We start from the raw sequence: 17,096 nt of genomic DNA on the forward strand, positions 1-17,096 counted from the left end.
ACCGCGACATTAAAATAAACAAGATGTTGCAGTGCATATATTTTCTCCATTCTTTGTATATTTCGAGTTTTTTACTCGTTAATTGTTGTTACAACTTTGCCCGCCTATTTAGCATTCAACTGAAGAATATGATTTTTTTGTCACCATTTTGAAACAGCGATTCGTATATAACCCCGGCAGAACGCCGTCAGCAGTGAATGTTTCCACGCGGCGTACAATCTAATTTCCAAAAACGAGAGCAAAATCGGAAGACGGATGTTTTTTACATTTCAAAGTTGAGATAAAACCCGTTAACATAGGACCGATTAACTATCGGTAGCGTTATCCCTATTCTGGAGATATTCCTTTGATCAACGTTTTTCTTGTTGATGACCATGAACTGGTGCGCGCAGGGATACGACGCATTCTTGAAGATATAAAAGGCATTAAAGTTGTCGGCGAAGCGTGCTGCGGCGAAGATGCTGTGAAATGGTGTCGCTCAAATTCCGCCGACGTCGTGCTGATGGACATGAATATGCCCGGTATTGGTGGGCTTGAAGCAACACGTAAAATTGCGCGTTCTACGGCTGACATAAAAGTGATCATGTTGACCGTTCATACTGAAAACCCATTGCCCGCAAAAGTCATGCAGGCCGGGGCCGCAGGTTATCTGAGCAAGGGCGCTGCACCTCAGGAAGTGGTTAGCGCCATTCGCTCCGTCTACTCCGGACAGCGCTATATTGCTTCTGATATCGCTCAACAGATGGCACTCAGCCAAATTGAGCCGGAGAAAACGGAAACACCGTTTGCCAGTTTGTCTGAACGCGAGTTGCAGATTATGCTGATGATCACCAAAGGCCAGAAGGTCAATGAGATCTCGGAGCAGCTGAATCTCAGTCCGAAAACGGTGAACAGCTATCGCTATCGAATGTTCAGTAAATTAAACATTCACGGCGACGTAGAGCTGACTCACCTGGCAATTCGCCATGGCCTGTGTAATGCGGAGACGTTAACAAGCCAGTGACCGAACAGTTTGATGCCAAAGCGTTCCTGAAAACCGTCACCAGCCAGCCCGGCGTTTATCGTATGTACGATGCCGCCGGGACGGTTATCTATGTCGGTAAAGCCAAGGATCTGAAAAAGCGGCTTTCCAGCTACTTCCGCAGCAACCTCGCGTCGCGTAAAACTGAAGCGCTGGTGGCGCTTATTCAGCAGATTGATGTGACGGTGACGCATACTGAAACCGAAGCGTTGTTGCTTGAGCATAACTACATCAAGCTGTACCAGCCGCGCTACAACGTGCTGTTACGCGATGATAAGTCTTACCCCTTTATCTTTCTTAGCGGTGATACCCACCCGCGCCTGGCGATGCATCGTGGGGCTAAGCATGCCAAAGGCGAATACTTCGGTCCATTCCCTAACGGCTATGCCGTGCGTGAAACGTTGGCACTGCTGCAGAAAATTTTCCCAATTCGTCAGTGCGAAAACAGTGTCTACCGCAACCGCTCGCGCCCTTGTCTGCAATATCAGATTGGCCGCTGTCTCGGTCCCTGCGTCGCCGGTCTGGTGAGCGAAGACGAGTACGCGCAGCAGGTTGACTACGTCCGCTTGTTCTTGTCCGGCAAAGATGATCAGGTGTTAACGCAATTGATCGCCCGGATGGAAAAGGCCAGTCAGAATCTGGAATTTGAAGAGGCCGCGCGTATTCGCGACCAAATTCAGGCCGTCCGTCGTGTCACCGAAAAACAGTTTGTTTCCAACACCGGGGATGACCTTGACGTTATCGGCGTGGCGTTTGATGCCGGGATGGCCTGCGTGCATGTTTTGTTTATCCGTCAGGGAAAAGTGCTGGGTAGCCGCAGCTATTTTCCTAAAGTACCGGGGGGAACGGAACTGGGCGAAGTAGTCGAGACCTTTGTCGGACAGTTTTATTTACAGGGCAGCCAGATGCGCACTTTGCCCGGTGAGATCCTGCTCGATTTTAATCTGAGCGATAAAACGCTGCTGGCCGATTCGTTGTCTGAGCTCGCTGGGCGGCGGATTAACGTCCAGACGAAGCCGCGTGGCGATCGCGCGCGCTACCTGAAGTTGGCGCGTACCAATGCTGCAACGGCGCTGACCACCAAACTGTCTCAGCAGTCCACCATTACACAACGTTTGACGGCGCTGGCATCGGTGCTGAAGCTACCGGCGGTTAAACGCATGGAGTGCTTCGACATCAGCCATACCATGGGCGAGCAGACGGTAGCCTCCTGCGTGGTTTTCGATGCTAATGGACCACTACGTGCTGAATACCGCCGCTATAATATTACCGGCATTACCCCCGGCGATGATTACGCGGCGATGAATCAGGTGCTGCGCCGCCGTTATGGCAAGGCGATTGAAGCAAGTAAGATCCCGGACGTTATTTTGATCGACGGTGGCAAAGGTCAACTGGGGCAGGCGAAAGCGGTATTTGCTGAATTGGATGTGCCCTGGGATAAAAGCCATCCGCTCCTGCTTGGCGTGGCAAAAGGGGCGGATCGTAAAGCTGGCCTGGAAACGTTGTTCTTTGAACCGGAAGGTGAGGGGTTCAGCTTGCCGCCAGATTCGCCTGCGCTGCACGTGATTCAACATATTCGCGATGAATCACACGATCACGCTATCAGCGGACACCGTAAAAAACGGGCGAAGGTGAAAAGCACCAGTACCCTGGAAACCATTGAGGGCGTTGGACCAAAACGTCGACAGATGCTGCTAAAGTACATGGGCGGTTTGCAAGGGCTTCGTAACGCAAGTGTCGAAGAAATTGCAAAAGTGCCGGGTATTTCGCAAGGTCTGGCAGAAAAGATCTTCTACTCGTTGAAACATTAGGCCCTCTGTAGCAACATAGGGGTAATTTCACTGACAACAGATAGTTATCCGTCATATGCAATTTAATATCCCTACATTGCTCACGCTGTTTCGCGTCATTCTGATCCCATTCTTTGTATTGGCGTTTTATCTGCCATTTACCTGGGCTCCCTTTGTTAGTGCGCTGATCTTCTGTATCGCGGCGGTTACCGACTGGTTTGACGGATTTCTGGCACGCCGCTGGAACCAAAGTACGCGTTTTGGTGCCTTCCTCGATCCGGTCGCCGATAAAGTGCTGGTGGCTATCGCCATGGTGCTGGTAGCGGAGCACTACCACAGCTGGTGGGTAACATTACCTGCTGCGACGATGATCGCCCGTGAAATTATCATTTCAGCACTGCGCGAATGGATGGCCGAGCTGGGGAAACGCAACAGCGTAGCCGTGTCATGGATCGGTAAAGTCAAAACCGCCTCACAAATGGCGGCTCTGGCGTGGTTACTGTGGCGGCCAAATATCTGGGTTGAATACGCCGGGATCGCGCTTTTCTTCGTTGCTGCGATACTGACATTGTGGTCAATGTTCCAGTATTTGAGAGCTGCACGTGGAGATTTGCTTGATCAGTGATCGTTTCGACGCAAATTTCAGCAAACGATCGAAAGTGGTGAAAAATATCGTTGACTCAGTGCGTCAGGTAAGTAGAATGCAACGCATCGAACGGCAGCACAGATTGCCAGACGATAGTAAAATCAAGTGATTAACAAAATTACTTGGTGATGCGGGAATAGCTCAGTTGGTAGAGCACTACCTTGCCAAGGTCGGGGTCGCGAGTTCGAGTCTCGTTTCCCGCTCCAAATTTAAAACATCGGCAATATGCGGGTGTTGGCTGAAAAGCCTGAAGATTTCGGCGCGTTAGCAAAGCGGTTATGTAGCGGATTGCAAATCCGTCTAGTCCGGTTCGACTCCGGAACGCGCCTCCAATTTCTTCCCGAGCCCGGATGGTGAAATCGGTAGACACAAGGGATTTAAAATCCCTCGGCTGTAAGGCTGTGTGGGTTCAAGTCCCACTCCGGGCACCATGGGAAAGAATAGAATAATCAAAGCAATAAGCAGTGTCGTGAAACCACCTACGGGTGGTTTTTTTGTGCCTGAAATTCACGCCCTGTGCATATCCTGTGCTCACGGGGTGCAATGAGCCGCAATCTCCAGCCTGGCAATGCCGAATCGAACGTGTCGCCTCCAGCATAGAGAACCAGGCCGCTTTGCCTGTTTTCCGGTACTCTTCCGGGAAGGGTGCCCTGCTGAGCAAGTTGTAATGCTCTAGCCGCCCTTAGTACAAAGTTGCTTAATTCGTGCAATCACCTCATCTCTGTACTTCTGGTGTCCGCGCATAGCCCTTGGATGGGCAATTCTGAAACAGATTGTATTACCTGTTTTGAACTCCCACAGCTTCCCCGGAATGACTGAAGAAGTCTCATAACCGCCTAGCTCAGTAAGCACCTGTTTAATGATGTAGTCTGTTCTCCGGGCTCCGGATGCAAAGATCATGAAATCAGGCTCAAGGTGTTTAATTTGTACCGCCAGCAGCTTCAGCGAGGCTAATATGACTTCCTGCACTTCATTTTGAGGGCGATTGAGAGGGGTCAGTCCGTCGTAATCCCACGCCAGTAGATTGGCATACACGATAGCCTGAGGAGGAATATTAAGCTCCCGGGCCAGCCGGAAATGATATTGCGTGAAGCGGCTACGTGATTTGAGGTTTGTGGTGCCATCATTTTGTACCGGAAGATGATTCCTGTAACGATCTACAGCTTCTTCAACCACTTGCCCGATGGTGACGTCAGGTATAAGTCCCAACACCCGTGATATCGTATTCTTACCATTCAGCGTATTCCAGCCTGCGGTTTCACGTCCAACCAGCATGATTTTTATCGGTGAATGCCAGTATTCTTCAAACGGCACGGGTAAAAAGACGCCTGAGTATTTATCTTCATTCAGGTTAAATGACTGGGCGTCAACTTCCTGTAATATCCGTTTGTACGCGTCTAATAGCCTTTCCATTCTTCAATCCTGCCCCGTAATAAAAACACCTTCAGATATATATTATTTTCATGATATCAATCAGATACATGAGGATAAATATGCAAAAATCCTTCCGATTCACCAATTCATCCATCAAAGCCCTTCCGGCAAACACAGATACCAGATCTACAGAGCTTGAGGTATCTGATACCGAGGTCATTGGCCTCAAATGCCTCTCAGGTCGAACGGGTAACAAACGTTTCCTCCTGCGCTACACATTCCACGGTACCAAAAAAAGTATCAGTATTGGCAGATTCCCTGAAATTGATGTGGGGACAGCCCGTCAGATAGCTCGTCGTCACAAGGAGGCGATTGCACTGGGAAATGACCCTAAGGCAGAGCGCGATAATTATCGTGCGATGCCAACGCTTAGTGAGTTTTTTCACCTGACCTATGTTCCGTTCATCAAGCGCCATAAAAAGTCCTGGGATAAGGATGTTCAGCGTTTCACGCAATACATTGAACCTCGTCTGGGGAAGATACGTTACTGCGACCTTCGGGCCCGGGAAATCCAGCAGGTGCTTTTCGACATGCTTGAGGGCCGTATTCACGGCCAGCAGTATGCACCGTCTACCTGTAACAGGGCGCTGGCTATTCTGAAAACTATGGGGCGTTATGCGCTACGACAGGATGTCCTGGAGAAGAATGAAGCCGATAAGATCCCTTTGCTGAAGGAGAATAATCAGCGGACGCGCTTTTTTGACGCTGATGAGATCAGGAGGATCCTCGACGCTGCGGCACGATATCCCAATAAGGCTGCCGGGGGACTAATAGCCATGCTGTTGTTAACCGGTACCCGCAAATCAGAAATGCTTAACGTCATGCACAAACATATTGATCGGGATAACAGGTCCTTGTTCATTCCTTATACTAAGAATGGTCGCAGCAGAACTGTGTATCTCAGTGATGTCGCGTTGTCGATTATTGATTCGATCCCACGGGCTGGCAGCAACCCCTATCTGTTTGCCGTAAAAGATAATGGAAAGCCGATATCTGAACCCCGGTGGGCCTATGAAAAAATACTGGCAGAGTGCGGGATAGATAAAAGTGAAGTCTGTTTCCACACCACGCGCCATTCCGTCGCATCATTACTTGTCTCCAGTGGACAGTACAGTCTGTATGACGTTAAAGCCCAGTTGGCGCATGCCAGTATTCAGAGTACGGAGCGCTACGCAAAACTGACACCAGAGCGAATGCGTCAGACCGGGCAGGGTGTTACCGACCTTCTATTAACCCCCGTAGCTACCAGTAAAGAACAGTGATTTTAGCGTCCCTTAAACGTGGAGAATGATTATGCCGTTAAATTGCCCTAAGTGCGGTAGTCGGAATACAGTCACAGAAACTGCCGGAAATATAGCAAAGGTGACTCGCGATGACCGGTTTCTGACATCGACATCCGGTTATATTAGCCTTGAGCAATTACCAGAATTGCTTAAAGAAATCATCAGGGCGATACAGCGTCTATTTGGATTCCTTGAACAGCGTGAAAGGAATAATGCGCCAGTGCTTATCTGCAAGGATTGTGGATATTATGAAAGAATATAGATGACCACTGAAGGCAATTCCAGATTCTTTACCCTGTCTATGTAACCCCGATACTAAAAACGTATCGGGGTTTTTGTTTATGAGGATTATTCAATGAAATTTATCTCGAACTGGCAAGACCTGCCGTCGCTCCTTCTTCCCGATTCAGTTATGACTGTCTTGAGAAAAGAACTGATACTTCCATTTGATGATGAACTTTCCGCAATGAATTTTTGGGGCGAGGTGGGTGTAACATTAATGTACATTGAACCCGGTGATGTTCCCGAAGATATTAAACGACACGTACTGGATGTAATTCATCATTTAATTGCAAACCCTGAGTTCGTGGTCCATCTGACAGATGAATATTACTTGATGCTATCAATTACAGAAGATAATGGAAATGGTATTTATCTGCTATTTCATCCGGAATGCCCTTTGAAGGGGATTGACACATTAATGTCTATGGCGGAATCCCGTTTGTAAATCAGATTAAAATCAGGAGATGAAAATGAGAAAATCAAAGTCAGAGAAAAATAATAATGAACACGAGAAGCTGGAGTTAAATAATGATTTAAGTGATATTGAAAAAGGTACCACTGAAGATAGCCAAATATTACCTGAAGAGAGTTATAAGCTGCTAATTGAATCAGGTCAGGCGGAAAAAATCAGCCCTAAAGCCAGCGGTATTCTGACATGGCAACTGGCTATGTCTGAAACGGATAATGAACTTTACCTGCGTCTCATGGCAAATGGCAGCGGAGGATTGTTCTCTAAAGACTGGGTCCCACTTTCTAAGATTGAAAGTGTACTCGAAGTTCAACCGACAACGGGCTTCACATCAGGCGTATTCAGATCATTATTTAAAGGAGCAAGTGCCAATAATGCCGGTTTTCTGGCTGCTGTTTTACGCTCCCCGGATATATGTCTGCTTGAGGCGCACCCTGAGAAGTTGTTTACGCATGTTTTATATGCTGACTGGCGGGCGCGTCTTAAAACACTCGGTAAGGTTGGCGATTGAGAAAGGATTGCGAAGAATTAATTCTTTACCAGAACTGTTATACAACCAGAAACTACTACACACCTCTACTCACCTTTTACAGGAAAATCTATTATGCAAACCCAGTATGTCTTAAAACAGGCAGGATTAACGCTGCCTGTCACTAAATTATTTCAGCAGCACATCGTTACGCTTCTGGCAGAACAATCTCAGCAAACATCGGTCAGGGCAGTAGTCATTAATTTTCGTGACCCGGACTACAGTGCAGAATCCGGCGGATTTCATCCGGTTGAAATGCGGTTCATCCGCCAGGATAACGAATGGTATTTCGATTATGTCACAGACTTTAGTTACATGGGACGAGTCTATCCGGAGCTGGAAAAGGAAATGGACTTTTGTTGGTCAGGTCAATACGTCTTCCATTATCTGGCTGGGGATATTTCATTGGTATCTGAGAAGAATGAACTCTGGTCTTTGTGGGAGGGTAATTTTATGGATTACCTGTCTATGGGGATTTACCGGGTAACGGTAACTGTGGAAAGTTGTTGACCTGTTATGAACAGGAAGAAAACGGGCATCTTTGTAATCCTCTTCATGCGCAGTAAATCGCAGCATGATGATGATACTGGTTGTACCGGACCGTTCGCATAAACATGTGCAGACACGGGGGATCTCAGATCCCTCGTGGTTTTACCAACATTCCCCCTAAATGACCAATCAGGGGGATGTCTGTTAATCATTACCCCAACGGACGTTTTACACCCTTAAAATTATGTCGATATTACAGTTGGTTAGACGCAATTGTGAGTGAGGGTTCTTAATTTCAAATCCATAAAGGTACGGACTATGCACCGAACACGAGGCGAGAAAATAGCCGAGAGACTGGGATGGATCTTACTTCAGCTTTATACGGGCAATACCCTGTCAGTCGATGACATTTGCCAGCAGTTTTCCGTGTGCCATCGCACAGGGCAGCGTGACTTATTGAGAGTGGAAACCGTAACAGAGGTGATTGCACCCGGCAAAGTGCGACTGGCCCCTCTGATAAGAGAGCGCGTCAGACAGGGTATCTGAGGGTTTTTTATTAATGCCAGATAATACAGACCGGCTGAAAGCAGATATTTTTGGAACCCCCTAAGAACGAGGTATCGAAATATTTTTATCAACCAGGACATAACCTGTCCCTCCCTCATATTACCCTTCGTCTGAAATATATATCACACGCATAATTTACCGAGGCTTCATATCATGAAAAAGATTGTTATTACATTTTTTGTTATAGGATTTTCTACCACCTCGTTTGCAGCCAAAATATCGCTTGAAACGGCAGGGCTCTGCTATGAAGCGACCCGACAATCAACAAAAATGGCCATGCTATTAGACCCGGACGCTGCTGAATATAAACATCTCAATAACAATACGAAAGAGTTATTCGGAACGCTGTCGGGGGGCGTGGGAGAAAAGGATTCAAAGAAAATACGGGATGCCTGGAAAACCGTCCTGGATAATGCCGGAATGGAAGGTCGCATGGCTAAATCTGATGGATATCGGGAAATGAACCGATATCCACAGGAGGTGATTATGCAGGAAGCCAATAAATGTGTCCGTCTGGCTCTTAAAGCAGGACTTGTTAAACTCTGAGTCCTTAAGAATAATATCGGGAGCATAAGCTCCCGTATTCTTCAGGCACAATATAATGCCAGTCAGATTTTTCGTTTTTCCAGATGACACTGATAAGATGTTCCACCTTGGTCGGCGATAAACCAGTCTACCGCTTCTCCCGTAAGTCTGTTAATCGAGACATGTGATACACCCCCCCAATTTTTTTTATCTCTTGAACCCTCGATCACATACTCTATTTTTTCATCAGTGATTATGGGATGTACAACCCGGAACCAGGTATCATCCCGTCCTTGTGGTTCGCCATCAATATCAACAATTACGGCTTCAGTAAACCAGGAAGTACTTTTCCCGTTAGCAACACACGTACTACCTGAATTGGCACTTATGTTGAAACAGAGTTTGTTTTGTGACAAATAGGGGCTCGGCCAAATACTTGCAGAGTCATCCCCACTTTTGTCTTTAGGGCTGCACGCAATAAGGGATGATTCAGCCAGGGCAGGCAAGCTTACGAGTAGGGATAACGCAAGATATTTAAATTTCATGGGGGGAGATGTCCTTATAGGTGGTTCTGCTTCCAGGTGCAAAGCGAAACCACCATTCTTAGCTTTACAGATATAATTTGAAAACCTTGTGGGATCTTCGGGTTAGGTTGTGTCTCTTAACCTGAGATAACTTACACGGGAGCCATCGCCCCCGCTATGTTTTTATATATTCAGCCGAAAATCCAGTTCCAGGCCTTTTTTAATCCACTGACTACGGCCTTTTTGGCGGCTTTTACGACCACGCGCAAAGGCACTGGCAGGGTATTATCAATAATATCATCAAGAACGCGATCAACGGTATCACCAAATCCTTCCGTTGCCTCTTCTGTAACTGTACGGGTTTTGTGCTCGTCTCTCACCTGAGAAGCGACGCCGCTTTGAGCGTGCTTTGGGAGCGCACGAACCATTGCCTCCACCAAATGGGTCACATTGTATCCCTCACTGGCGGCGACAGCGATCACCGGATGGTCAGTAAACCCAAATCGCTGTGTGATATATGCTTCTTTATCGAGGATATTTTGCATCTGGGATGGAGAAGGCCGGGCGTTGACAACATCCCACTCACGGAATGGCTCAATTTTGTCGACCTGATTAAGCACAAACAGTGTTTTAGCCTCACCGCCAGCAGGGGCCAGCACATTTTTGTAGAAATGTTCATCCGCAGAAAAGGCGCGATCATCGCCTTTAATCACCCAGAGAACCAGATCCAGCTGTGGTAACAGATCACGATAAAGTTGTTCATATTCAGCGTCACGCTCAGCATTTTCGCCCACACCCGGAATATCAATCAACCGCACTGAGCGTTTGCCAAACTGGATGCGCATTTCCTGCGTTTCACGGGTACAGGCGGCCACATCGCTGACTGCACAAATATCACCCTTAAAAATCGCATTACATAAGCTGGACTTCCCGGCTCCGGTCTTTCCCATAATGCCAATGACCGGCTCATAACTGATAACGTCATTGATGCGTCGGGCAATACTGTCCCTGATATTTTCAGGTAATATTTCAAGAGCATCCTTCACAGGATTTCGATTTTTAGTTTCTGTATTATTCATCTTGAGCACCATTCTCCATTCTCGCTTTAATTAACGCACACTCGTAATAAGAAATAATTACTTTTAGCAAGGCATTCACTTTTTCCAGATCACGGGGTGCCGCGTAACCGACGATCCCTTTTTTCATAGGGCTGAAGCGTTCCTTGCGGGAAAGGTTCATTGCGGCCAGTTGATCATCAATACCGTGCATTAACAAATGACCGTTTTCACCAGCACTGAAGTGATTGCAAATCATCTCGGCATGCCTGAGTAGGTTTTCGGGAACTACATTGAATGGCGCGTCAAGCCAGGCTTTAAGATGCGCATTCTGTTCATTATCATTGGCGTCAAGAAGACCGCTGAGTAAGTCCGTTGCTATGTTTTCGAAAAAATTCTCGAGCGCTTTTTCATCTTTATTCATTAGAGGTATCTCCGGTTGATTCCGTACTTTCATTCTGCTCGTATCGTTTCAGGGCAAGGCGTATGTCTTGCGTAACCTGATTACGAATCGATGCTGGTTTTAGAACTTCAACCTCGGGCATCCAGTATTTGATGAGAGGGATAATTTGGCCGAAGTGAGCCACCCGTGAAATCACGAGCAAATCACCGCTTGCGGAAGTGTGAATAATTTCCTGACCCGGCAACAGCGCGCGGCGCAAGAACCACGGGGCTACACGTGCAGAAACTGACATCAGTACTTCAGTAAGCTCTGCGCCATACCAGATACTTTCCGCATTCTCGATTTGCAGATGAATCTCCGGCGACATGGTAAACGACACGTTACTGGGGAGAACCTTTTTCATGTCTGAAATGACGAAACTCTTCAGCACTCCTCCCTCAATCGCAGCGAGATACCAGATCCCTCTGTCACTGACGAGACGATAGGGCTCAATGGTGCTGTAGCTTTTCGCTTTATATATGAAGCTAATTTTTTGACTGCCGCGAATCGCGTCTGACAATGTATTCAACGTAGACATAAAAAGCCCGCAATTTTCGTAGGGACGTTGTTTGATCAGAAACGGATTATTTTCGGCATTGCCCAGCAATATGCCTAACAGACGGTCATCCCAGCGTGGAAATAACCCCTCAATACCCAGAATACGCGTAAAGCGGCGCAAGTCCGTATTGCTGCGCTGTCCCAGAACGCCAACGGGAAGGTGATATTTCTTACCACTGCGAAGAAGGTTGAGATAAGCCAACCGCTGCGTGAGGTCACGCCGGATGGTTTTATCACAGACATTAAACTCTTCAGCGAGCCCACTCACCGTGACCGATTCACCGTTGTTAAGGCGAGTCAGTATCAATCCAAGGCGATACCCAAGTTTGTCATGCTTATCCATTCAGGCATCCAATCAATTGAAGCTAGAAGGATATTTTCAGTAGGGTGCTGGACAAGATGAGTCCAGGCTGAAGCAGGTTTTCTAAAAAATAAAAACCATAAAATTCAGTGATATATTTTTAGCATGGTTTTTGTGGACTCAACCTGTCCATATTGTGGTGATTGCGGGAAGCAGTTTTATTACCGGTGCTTCATTATCCCCAAACAGTAAAGCCCACGACAGGAAGCGTGGGCTTAGCAAACAGGTATTCAGCGTGAAGGATTTACAAAACTACCGAGGGCAATGCGAAGCCAGGATATTTCAGCTTTATATGGTCCATCAGGCGAGTCATTCGGGAAGTCAGAGAACCAAAGATAATGGGTGGGAGCTTAGCCCGACCTGCATTTTTAACATCACTGGGTGTCACAGAGTAGCCTGCTTCGACCAGCCATGCAGCTATCTCAACACTGGTTTGTCGCTTTCTGTCGTCCGGCGTGAGCCCCCATTGATGTTGAGCCAGGGCCCGCAGGAAAAGGCGAACAAGGACATCATCGCTTCGATTTTGTCCTACTTTTAGTTTCAGTGGGGTAAAAACGTTTCTGCAATAGAGGAAATCACACCAGTCTTCCCAGTCGGCTTCATCTTTCAAAGCATGTGTCTGCCGCCAGTCATCGAATAGCTGGCGTTGCTTAAGTGCCTGTGACATATCATCCCACGGACGGGAATGCATTAATAAATGCCCTTCATTCATAGTGGGTGTTATCAATTGGCGTTTGAAGTCGAATTCCAGGTTTAACCTGATCTCGGACTCAACAGCGACCAGATCGCTTTCATTCAACCACATATCACGGGTTGAAATGAGAGACCCTCTGCGTAGTTTCTGACCCGGAGCCCTGTTTATATAGAGGTCTACCATATAGCGGTTATAGTCGTCGCGTGGAATATCGACAGGTGGTTTAACACCTGCGCGAGCATGGACGATAGGGTAACCTTCTGATGCTTTATAGGTTAACTGTCCCCGGGTTTTCATGGCGACAAGCTGCCGGACCTGATGTTTACAGGTCAGCATGGACGAACCCGGATCCGCAATGTCGCATAACGTCTGAAAACGTGAGGATAGTGGACCAGACATATCGATATTCTCGAGAGAGGCATCTGTCAGAAAACCATCGGTAGTCACACTGACCACGGTTGCATTTGTCGGGAGTGCGTTCATCAGCTCTCCTACCACAGCGCGAACAAATCCTGTGACATGTGCTGCAAAGAATGGCTGGGTGACTGCGGATGGTGGTAAGGGGCTATTCAGTCCACGGGCAGTATCAAACGCAGTCTTCGCGTGAAGACCCTGAGCGAGTTTTCCATACAGTGAATTACCGATTTCTTTCCAGAACTTCTCCTCCAGAGAGCCTTTATCATGATGATTACGGTTTTCACGGACCTGCTGCACAAAAGGTAAAAACACCGAGCATTCCTGTTTTCGTAGATTTGTAGCATCATGCGGTTCATCCATGCGCCATGGAACGATGATGCCTTGCTGAATTGTAATTTCTGCACCCAGTGACAAAGCTAGGGCAATTTCAGGTGCTGTAGCCCACGATTCACCAGCTAGCGGGAAAAATAGGCCAAACTGCTCGGTTCTGACAGGCAGGCAGGGAAACCGTACTGAGTCTGGAAATTGAAAACTGACAAGTGCAAATCCCATGACATGACCGCAATAATCTTCAGGATTGCGGCTATGGAAAATATTATCGTAATCAGGCTGCAAAATATCCAACAGCCCAGTAGTGTAAGCACCTGCTAAATCGTAGTCATACCATTCCCTTTCCGGGGTAATGCCCATCATGTAGCATTCGTTACGACCGCCGTGATAGCAGTTTATGGGGAAGGTTTCATAGAGTTCTCTCGCAGGTATACTCTGCCTTGTCTTCACCGTTCTGAACCCCTGTGTATCGGAATTCCAGCACTGTTTCGATACCGTTCGGGTGCCCATGCAAATTTCAGAAGATATGCCGCTTTCATCAATGGTTTTGAGAAACCGGGAAACAGCCATCGCACCAATCGTGGTGGGGACTCGCTCAATCATCAGACTTTCAGTGCAGAACGATTTCACCTGTAAGGCATAGCGCACGGCAATTTCGGCATCACGAACTGCATAAGCTTCGAAACCGCGTCGATCGCCTTTTAAATACTGGCGCATATCGCTGATTGAATAAGGGGCTGGAATGGTTAGTTTCGGCAGACCAAGTAATTGGCCACATTCCGCCAGCCCCATCCCACCCGGAGTTATCAACAACGTATCGGTGAACGTCACATTGCTGCAACGGGGCGGGCTGGTCCGTTTATCAAACGTGATGAGGCTATTTTTTTCACGACGATTTTCGACTTCATCAAAATCAATACCGTAGCGGTTTTTAAAACTGCTAACTGTACTGCGAATTCCTTTCAGCAGTATTTTGTGATCGCTCCAGAAATCGGAAAACGAGGCAACATCAGCCCGCAGGAAATGAGCATACAGCGTAATCGAACCCGGCCATTCGTTAATCAGCTCATTCTTCAATAGCGGCGTCAGGGTTTTCGCGAGAAAGTTTTTCAGCGACAGGCGATCTTTTTTGTGGGCGCTGGCGGGGTACAGGATTCCGGGAACACCCGTTCCATCAGGCAGCACGACATAACTCTGATAAGACAGAATGTCGTTTTGCTTTGTCTGTGGGTTATAGACATATTCAGTGTCAAAGCCGATATCAAGATGTAACTGGCTGCTGACGTCCAGCCGTTTTTTTGATTTTTGCGGTATTAACGGGAAGCTATCAAGTGTTTTAGCAGGTCTGGAGCCAGATTGCGTCACGCCAGCCGCATTCGCGAGCAGTGCATTCATGTCAAACATAAGTGTTTTTCTTATTCAGGTGAGCGGTGTCACTATCGACACCGCTAATTAAGGGGAAATCAGGCAAGGGCTGTGCGAATATCCGCAAAAAGTTGCTCTTTATGTCCATCATCAATGGTCGCGACGAATGAAACGAAGTTATCGTTTACCTTGATAACCACGCCATTCGGGGTCTTTTCTACCATCGGCAGGAGTCGCGAGGAGAGAAGGCAATTTGCATGTAACCAACGGAAGCTCATTGATTCATATTCGCGACCGCCAAGAGCGGTAGCCAGTTCCTGAAATGCATCATCAAGAGTGTCAGATTTGGCTGATTCACTGACGAGGGTGCCGCCATAGCGGTTAATCAGCATCAGTATAGCCTGCTCGTCTTTCTGAAACAGGCTGATGCCGTATACGAATCTCAGTCGGGCAATGCAGTGATTACCTTCGTAAATAGCCTCGTCAGACAGACCGCTTTTGAAAATGCTGGCATAGACGGTAAATGCGGCTTTCGCAGCCTCGTCCGAATCAAAATGCTCAATGTGCAGTGCGCGGCTTGCCCGGCCAATAAAGTACAGGCGGTTTTCAACGATACCGATGCCACTGACATCAGAGACAGGGATGATCTTATCGCTTGAGTTCACCAGGTAATCAGTGCTGAGTGTTGTTGAGGTTGTCATAATTTTTTCGCCTTATCAGGAAGTAATGTTATTAACGTGAAATTTGGATGTTCGTGAGTTGCTGCCGTTCCCAGGCCTCCACCTCAGCTACGGGAAAGCGGATGGCTCGACCCAGTCGGATAAACGGAGGGAGCTTGGTCGGGTTACGGGTGATGTCGCTGGCAATCGTGCTGGGTGAAATACCCCAGCGGGCGGCAAGTTGCCTGGAGTTGATATACATGAGTTGTGCTTCCTGTTCTCGGGTTTATTGAACCGGTTATTCGGTCCTGCAACTTGCTGCCGGGCCTGGCAGCACAGTGCGCACATCAACGATATGCGCACAGCTAACCAATTTCATTCACAGCTCATATCGTCAATATTTTTTCTTATTGAACTAAAGTTTTTACTCATATTTATCAATAACCTGACTGGCAATGCTCTGCATTGCCGTGGTGTTGTGGAAAGCATAACGCCGGGTGACCGAGAGCGAATGATGATTCAGCAGGCGGGAGGTCATGTCGATGTCACCGGTTTCGTGCAGCACACGAGTCGCAAAGGTCCGGCGGAGATCATGTATACGTAAACCACTTATTCCAGCATCCCGGCATATACGGGAAAAGGTTCCACGCGGATAACCCAGTGGTCTGGTGGTATCTGTAATTTGCGGAAAGATATACGTTGTACTGAGTGCCAGTTGTTGTTGTTTTCGAATCAGATTAAAGGCAGGAGTTGCAAGTGGGCAGGTAAAGGGGTGCCCCGATTTGGTATCGGGCAGGATCAGCTGATTCTGTTCAGGGTACCAATAATCCCAATTCAACGTACAGACTTCACCAATACGCATGCCGGTATAGAGCGCAAGCAGGATCGCATCGGCGGCCGGGGTTTGCAGGTTTTTTGCAGCGTCTATAAATAACCGGATCTCGTTGTCAGAAAGGGTGCGATAGCGAATATTATTTTCTTTAAGATAGCGAACATGCCCCATTGGGGAGTGGGTGATCCAACCGGCTCTGACAGTAAGAGTGTATATTTTTGACAGAATAGCCAGAATGCGGTTGATGGTTGCCGGGCGCAATTGTTCTCGAAGAGATGCGGCATACAACTCTATTTCGCCAGCAGTAATATCGTGCAGCTGACGGCTACCCCAACTGGGCAGGATATAGCGATGGAGTTTGGAAAGTTCAGACTGGGGGCTTTTTTTATACAAGCGCATATCAGGAAGCCACAGGCTATTAACAGCATGCTCAATAGTATGCGAATAGGATTGCATTTGAAGCCGGTGCTTATCAGTCAGCAGTTGTTGAACGTATTGACGGGCAGCATCCACACTGAGAAGAGGGAAAGTACCGAGGGTTTCGTAGATGCGTTTGTTTTTAATTGTACAGCGAAGGGCGAGTGTGATCCGTTTTGGATATACGAGTGCCCTGAGATGGGGACACATAGTATCGCGGTATTCCTGACACCCGGCAGGTGGATGAGGTAGCTGAGACAGTGATTTATGGCTGAAGCGGATATCGATAATGGGCATTGTATCTCTCCTGTAAATTTTCCAGGAAAAAATACACAATAATCATCTGTATGGCTTTCACAGCTCATCGTGTGAATTTTTACGGGAGAGAGGTGAGGTAAGTAAAAATG

Annotated in this window: 17 protein-coding genes and 3 tRNA genes; 11 read left to right on the forward strand and 9 right to left on the reverse strand. The window is 47.6% G+C overall.

Annotated features, from left to right (window positions below; all coding sequences use genetic code 11):
- The first annotated feature begins 346 nt into the window (after positions 1-346).
- The 6 genes from uvrY (at position 347) to FDX01_RS06080 (ending at position 3,888) form a co-directional block, all read left to right on the forward strand.
- On the forward strand, positions 347-1,003 hold the full coding sequence (uvrY, locus tag FDX01_RS06055) for a UvrY/SirA/GacA family response regulator transcription factor (protein ID WP_096757490.1): 657 nt from the start codon (positions 347-349) through the stop codon (positions 1,001-1,003).
- On the forward strand, positions 1,000-2,832 hold the full coding sequence (gene uvrC, locus FDX01_RS06060; RefSeq protein ID WP_096757489.1) for an excinuclease ABC subunit UvrC: 1,833 nt from the start codon (positions 1,000-1,002) through the stop codon (positions 2,830-2,832). Before uvrY ends, uvrC begins: the two co-directional genes overlap by 4 nt.
- A gap of 55 nt (positions 2,833-2,887) precedes the next feature.
- Positions 2,888-3,436, forward strand: a complete 549-nt coding sequence (gene pgsA, locus FDX01_RS06065) for a CDP-diacylglycerol--glycerol-3-phosphate 3-phosphatidyltransferase (protein ID WP_096757488.1) — start codon at positions 2,888-2,890, stop codon at positions 3,434-3,436.
- Between the two features lie 151 nt (positions 3,437-3,587).
- Positions 3,588-3,663 (forward strand) — tRNA-Gly (locus FDX01_RS06070).
- Between the two features lie 52 nt (positions 3,664-3,715).
- Positions 3,716-3,789, forward strand: a tRNA-Cys gene (locus FDX01_RS06075).
- A gap of 12 nt (positions 3,790-3,801) precedes the next feature.
- Positions 3,802-3,888, forward strand: a tRNA-Leu gene (locus tag FDX01_RS06080).
- A gap of 241 nt (positions 3,889-4,129) precedes the next feature.
- On the opposite strand, the gene FDX01_RS06085 is transcribed toward FDX01_RS06080, so the two are convergent.
- On the reverse strand, positions 4,130-4,870 hold the full coding sequence (locus tag FDX01_RS06085; protein WP_137399417.1) for a hypothetical protein: 741 nt from the start codon (positions 4,868-4,870) through the stop codon (positions 4,130-4,132).
- Between the two features lie 80 nt (positions 4,871-4,950).
- Here FDX01_RS06085 and FDX01_RS06090 point away from each other — a divergent pair, with 80 nt between their 5' ends.
- The 5 genes from FDX01_RS06090 (at position 4,951) to FDX01_RS06115 (ending at position 9,056) form a co-directional block, all read left to right on the forward strand.
- On the forward strand, positions 4,951-6,153 hold the full coding sequence (locus tag FDX01_RS06090; protein ID WP_137399418.1) for a site-specific integrase: 1,203 nt from the start codon (positions 4,951-4,953) through the stop codon (positions 6,151-6,153).
- 376 nt (positions 6,154-6,529) lie between these two features.
- Positions 6,530-6,901, forward strand: coding sequence for a hypothetical protein (locus FDX01_RS06100; protein ID WP_227524228.1), 372 nt, complete (start codon positions 6,530-6,532; stop codon positions 6,899-6,901).
- A gap of 25 nt (positions 6,902-6,926) precedes the next feature.
- The gene (locus tag FDX01_RS06105; RefSeq protein WP_137399419.1) at positions 6,927-7,436 is read left to right on the forward strand and encodes a hypothetical protein; all 510 of its coding nucleotides are present in this window, start codon (positions 6,927-6,929) and stop codon (positions 7,434-7,436) included.
- 93 nt (positions 7,437-7,529) lie between these two features.
- Positions 7,530-7,964, forward strand: a complete 435-nt coding sequence (locus FDX01_RS06110) for a DUF2787 family protein (protein WP_137399420.1) — start codon at positions 7,530-7,532, stop codon at positions 7,962-7,964.
- A 699-nt stretch (positions 7,965-8,663) separates the two neighbouring features.
- A complete protein-coding gene (locus FDX01_RS06115) occupies positions 8,664-9,056 on the forward strand; it encodes a hypothetical protein (protein ID WP_021536923.1) in 393 nt (130 codons plus the stop codon).
- A 62-nt stretch (positions 9,057-9,118) separates the two neighbouring features.
- Here the strand turns inward: FDX01_RS06115 and FDX01_RS06120 are convergent, their stop codons facing one another.
- From FDX01_RS06120 to FDX01_RS06155, 8 genes are all read right to left on the reverse strand, one after another.
- Positions 9,119-9,580 carry a hypothetical protein gene (locus FDX01_RS06120; protein WP_021536924.1) on the reverse strand — a complete coding sequence of 154 codons (462 nt, stop codon included), beginning with the start codon at positions 9,578-9,580 and terminating at the stop codon, positions 9,119-9,121.
- A gap of 170 nt (positions 9,581-9,750) precedes the next feature.
- Positions 9,751-10,638, reverse strand: coding sequence for a GTPase (locus FDX01_RS06125; protein ID WP_032634193.1), 888 nt, complete (start codon positions 10,636-10,638; stop codon positions 9,751-9,753).
- Entirely contained in the window at positions 10,631-11,038 is a 408-nt protein-coding gene (locus FDX01_RS06130; RefSeq protein ID WP_021536926.1) for a hypothetical protein, read from the reverse strand. Before FDX01_RS06130 ends, FDX01_RS06125 begins: the two co-directional genes overlap by 8 nt.
- Positions 11,031-11,957, reverse strand: coding sequence for a WYL domain-containing protein (locus FDX01_RS06135; protein WP_137399421.1), 927 nt, complete (start codon positions 11,955-11,957; stop codon positions 11,031-11,033). The genes FDX01_RS06130 and FDX01_RS06135 overlap by 8 nt, the downstream gene beginning before the upstream one ends.
- A 262-nt stretch (positions 11,958-12,219) precedes the next feature.
- The gene (locus tag FDX01_RS06140) at positions 12,220-14,811 is read right to left on the reverse strand and encodes a hypothetical protein (protein ID WP_249360888.1); all 2,592 of its coding nucleotides are present in this window, start codon (positions 14,809-14,811) and stop codon (positions 12,220-12,222) included.
- Between the two features lie 68 nt (positions 14,812-14,879).
- Positions 14,880-15,482: a hypothetical protein gene (locus FDX01_RS06145; RefSeq protein WP_137399423.1), complete on the reverse strand. Its 603-nt coding sequence runs from the start codon at positions 15,480-15,482 to the stop codon at positions 14,880-14,882.
- A 31-nt stretch (positions 15,483-15,513) separates the two neighbouring features.
- On the reverse strand, positions 15,514-15,702 hold the full coding sequence (locus FDX01_RS06150) for a helix-turn-helix domain-containing protein (protein WP_137399424.1): 189 nt from the start codon (positions 15,700-15,702) through the stop codon (positions 15,514-15,516).
- 162 nt (positions 15,703-15,864) lie between these two features.
- Complete coding sequence (locus tag FDX01_RS06155) at positions 15,865-16,986, reverse strand: site-specific integrase (RefSeq protein ID WP_137399425.1); 1,122 nt, start codon at positions 16,984-16,986, stop codon at positions 15,865-15,867.
- Positions 16,987-17,096 lie beyond the last annotated feature (110 nt).

The organism is Citrobacter sp. wls613 (genome assembly GCF_005281195.1).
GTDB classification, from domain to species: Bacteria; Pseudomonadota; Gammaproteobacteria; order Enterobacterales; family Enterobacteriaceae; genus Citrobacter; species Citrobacter gillenii.

What these genes read in the sequence shown, in the direction of transcription:
- pgsA (WP_096757488.1), top strand. Translation starts at nt 2,888, where the DNA reads ATGCAATTTAATATCCCTACATTGCTCACGCTGTTTCGCGTCATTCTG.
- FDX01_RS06085 (WP_137399417.1), bottom strand. Translation starts at nt 4,870, where the DNA reads ATGGAAAGGCTATTAGACGCGTACAAACGGATATTACAGGAAGTTGAC.
- FDX01_RS06090 (WP_137399418.1), top strand. Translation starts at nt 4,951, where the DNA reads ATGCAAAAATCCTTCCGATTCACCAATTCATCCATCAAAGCCCTTCCG.
- FDX01_RS06100 (WP_227524228.1), top strand. Translation starts at nt 6,530, where the DNA reads ATGAAATTTATCTCGAACTGGCAAGACCTGCCGTCGCTCCTTCTTCCC.
- FDX01_RS06105 (WP_137399419.1), top strand. Translation starts at nt 6,927, where the DNA reads ATGAGAAAATCAAAGTCAGAGAAAAATAATAATGAACACGAGAAGCTG.
- FDX01_RS06110 (WP_137399420.1), top strand. Translation starts at nt 7,530, where the DNA reads ATGCAAACCCAGTATGTCTTAAAACAGGCAGGATTAACGCTGCCTGTC.
- FDX01_RS06115 (WP_021536923.1), top strand. Translation starts at nt 8,664, where the DNA reads ATGAAAAAGATTGTTATTACATTTTTTGTTATAGGATTTTCTACCACC.
- FDX01_RS06120 (WP_021536924.1), bottom strand. Translation starts at nt 9,580, where the DNA reads ATGAAATTTAAATATCTTGCGTTATCCCTACTCGTAAGCTTGCCTGCC.
- FDX01_RS06125 (WP_032634193.1), bottom strand. Translation starts at nt 10,638, where the DNA reads ATGAATAATACAGAAACTAAAAATCGAAATCCTGTGAAGGATGCTCTT.
- FDX01_RS06130 (WP_021536926.1), bottom strand. Translation starts at nt 11,038, where the DNA reads ATGAATAAAGATGAAAAAGCGCTCGAGAATTTTTTCGAAAACATAGCA.
- FDX01_RS06135 (WP_137399421.1), bottom strand. Translation starts at nt 11,957, where the DNA reads ATGGATAAGCATGACAAACTTGGGTATCGCCTTGGATTGATACTGACT.
- FDX01_RS06140 (WP_249360888.1), bottom strand. Translation starts at nt 14,811, where the DNA reads ATGAATGCACTGCTCGCGAATGCGGCTGGCGTGACGCAATCTGGCTCC.
- FDX01_RS06145 (WP_137399423.1), bottom strand. Translation starts at nt 15,482, where the DNA reads ATGACAACCTCAACAACACTCAGCACTGATTACCTGGTGAACTCAAGC.
- FDX01_RS06150 (WP_137399424.1), bottom strand. Translation starts at nt 15,702, where the DNA reads ATGTATATCAACTCCAGGCAACTTGCCGCCCGCTGGGGTATTTCACCC.
- FDX01_RS06155 (WP_137399425.1), bottom strand. Translation starts at nt 16,986, where the DNA reads ATGCCCATTATCGATATCCGCTTCAGCCATAAATCACTGTCTCAGCTA.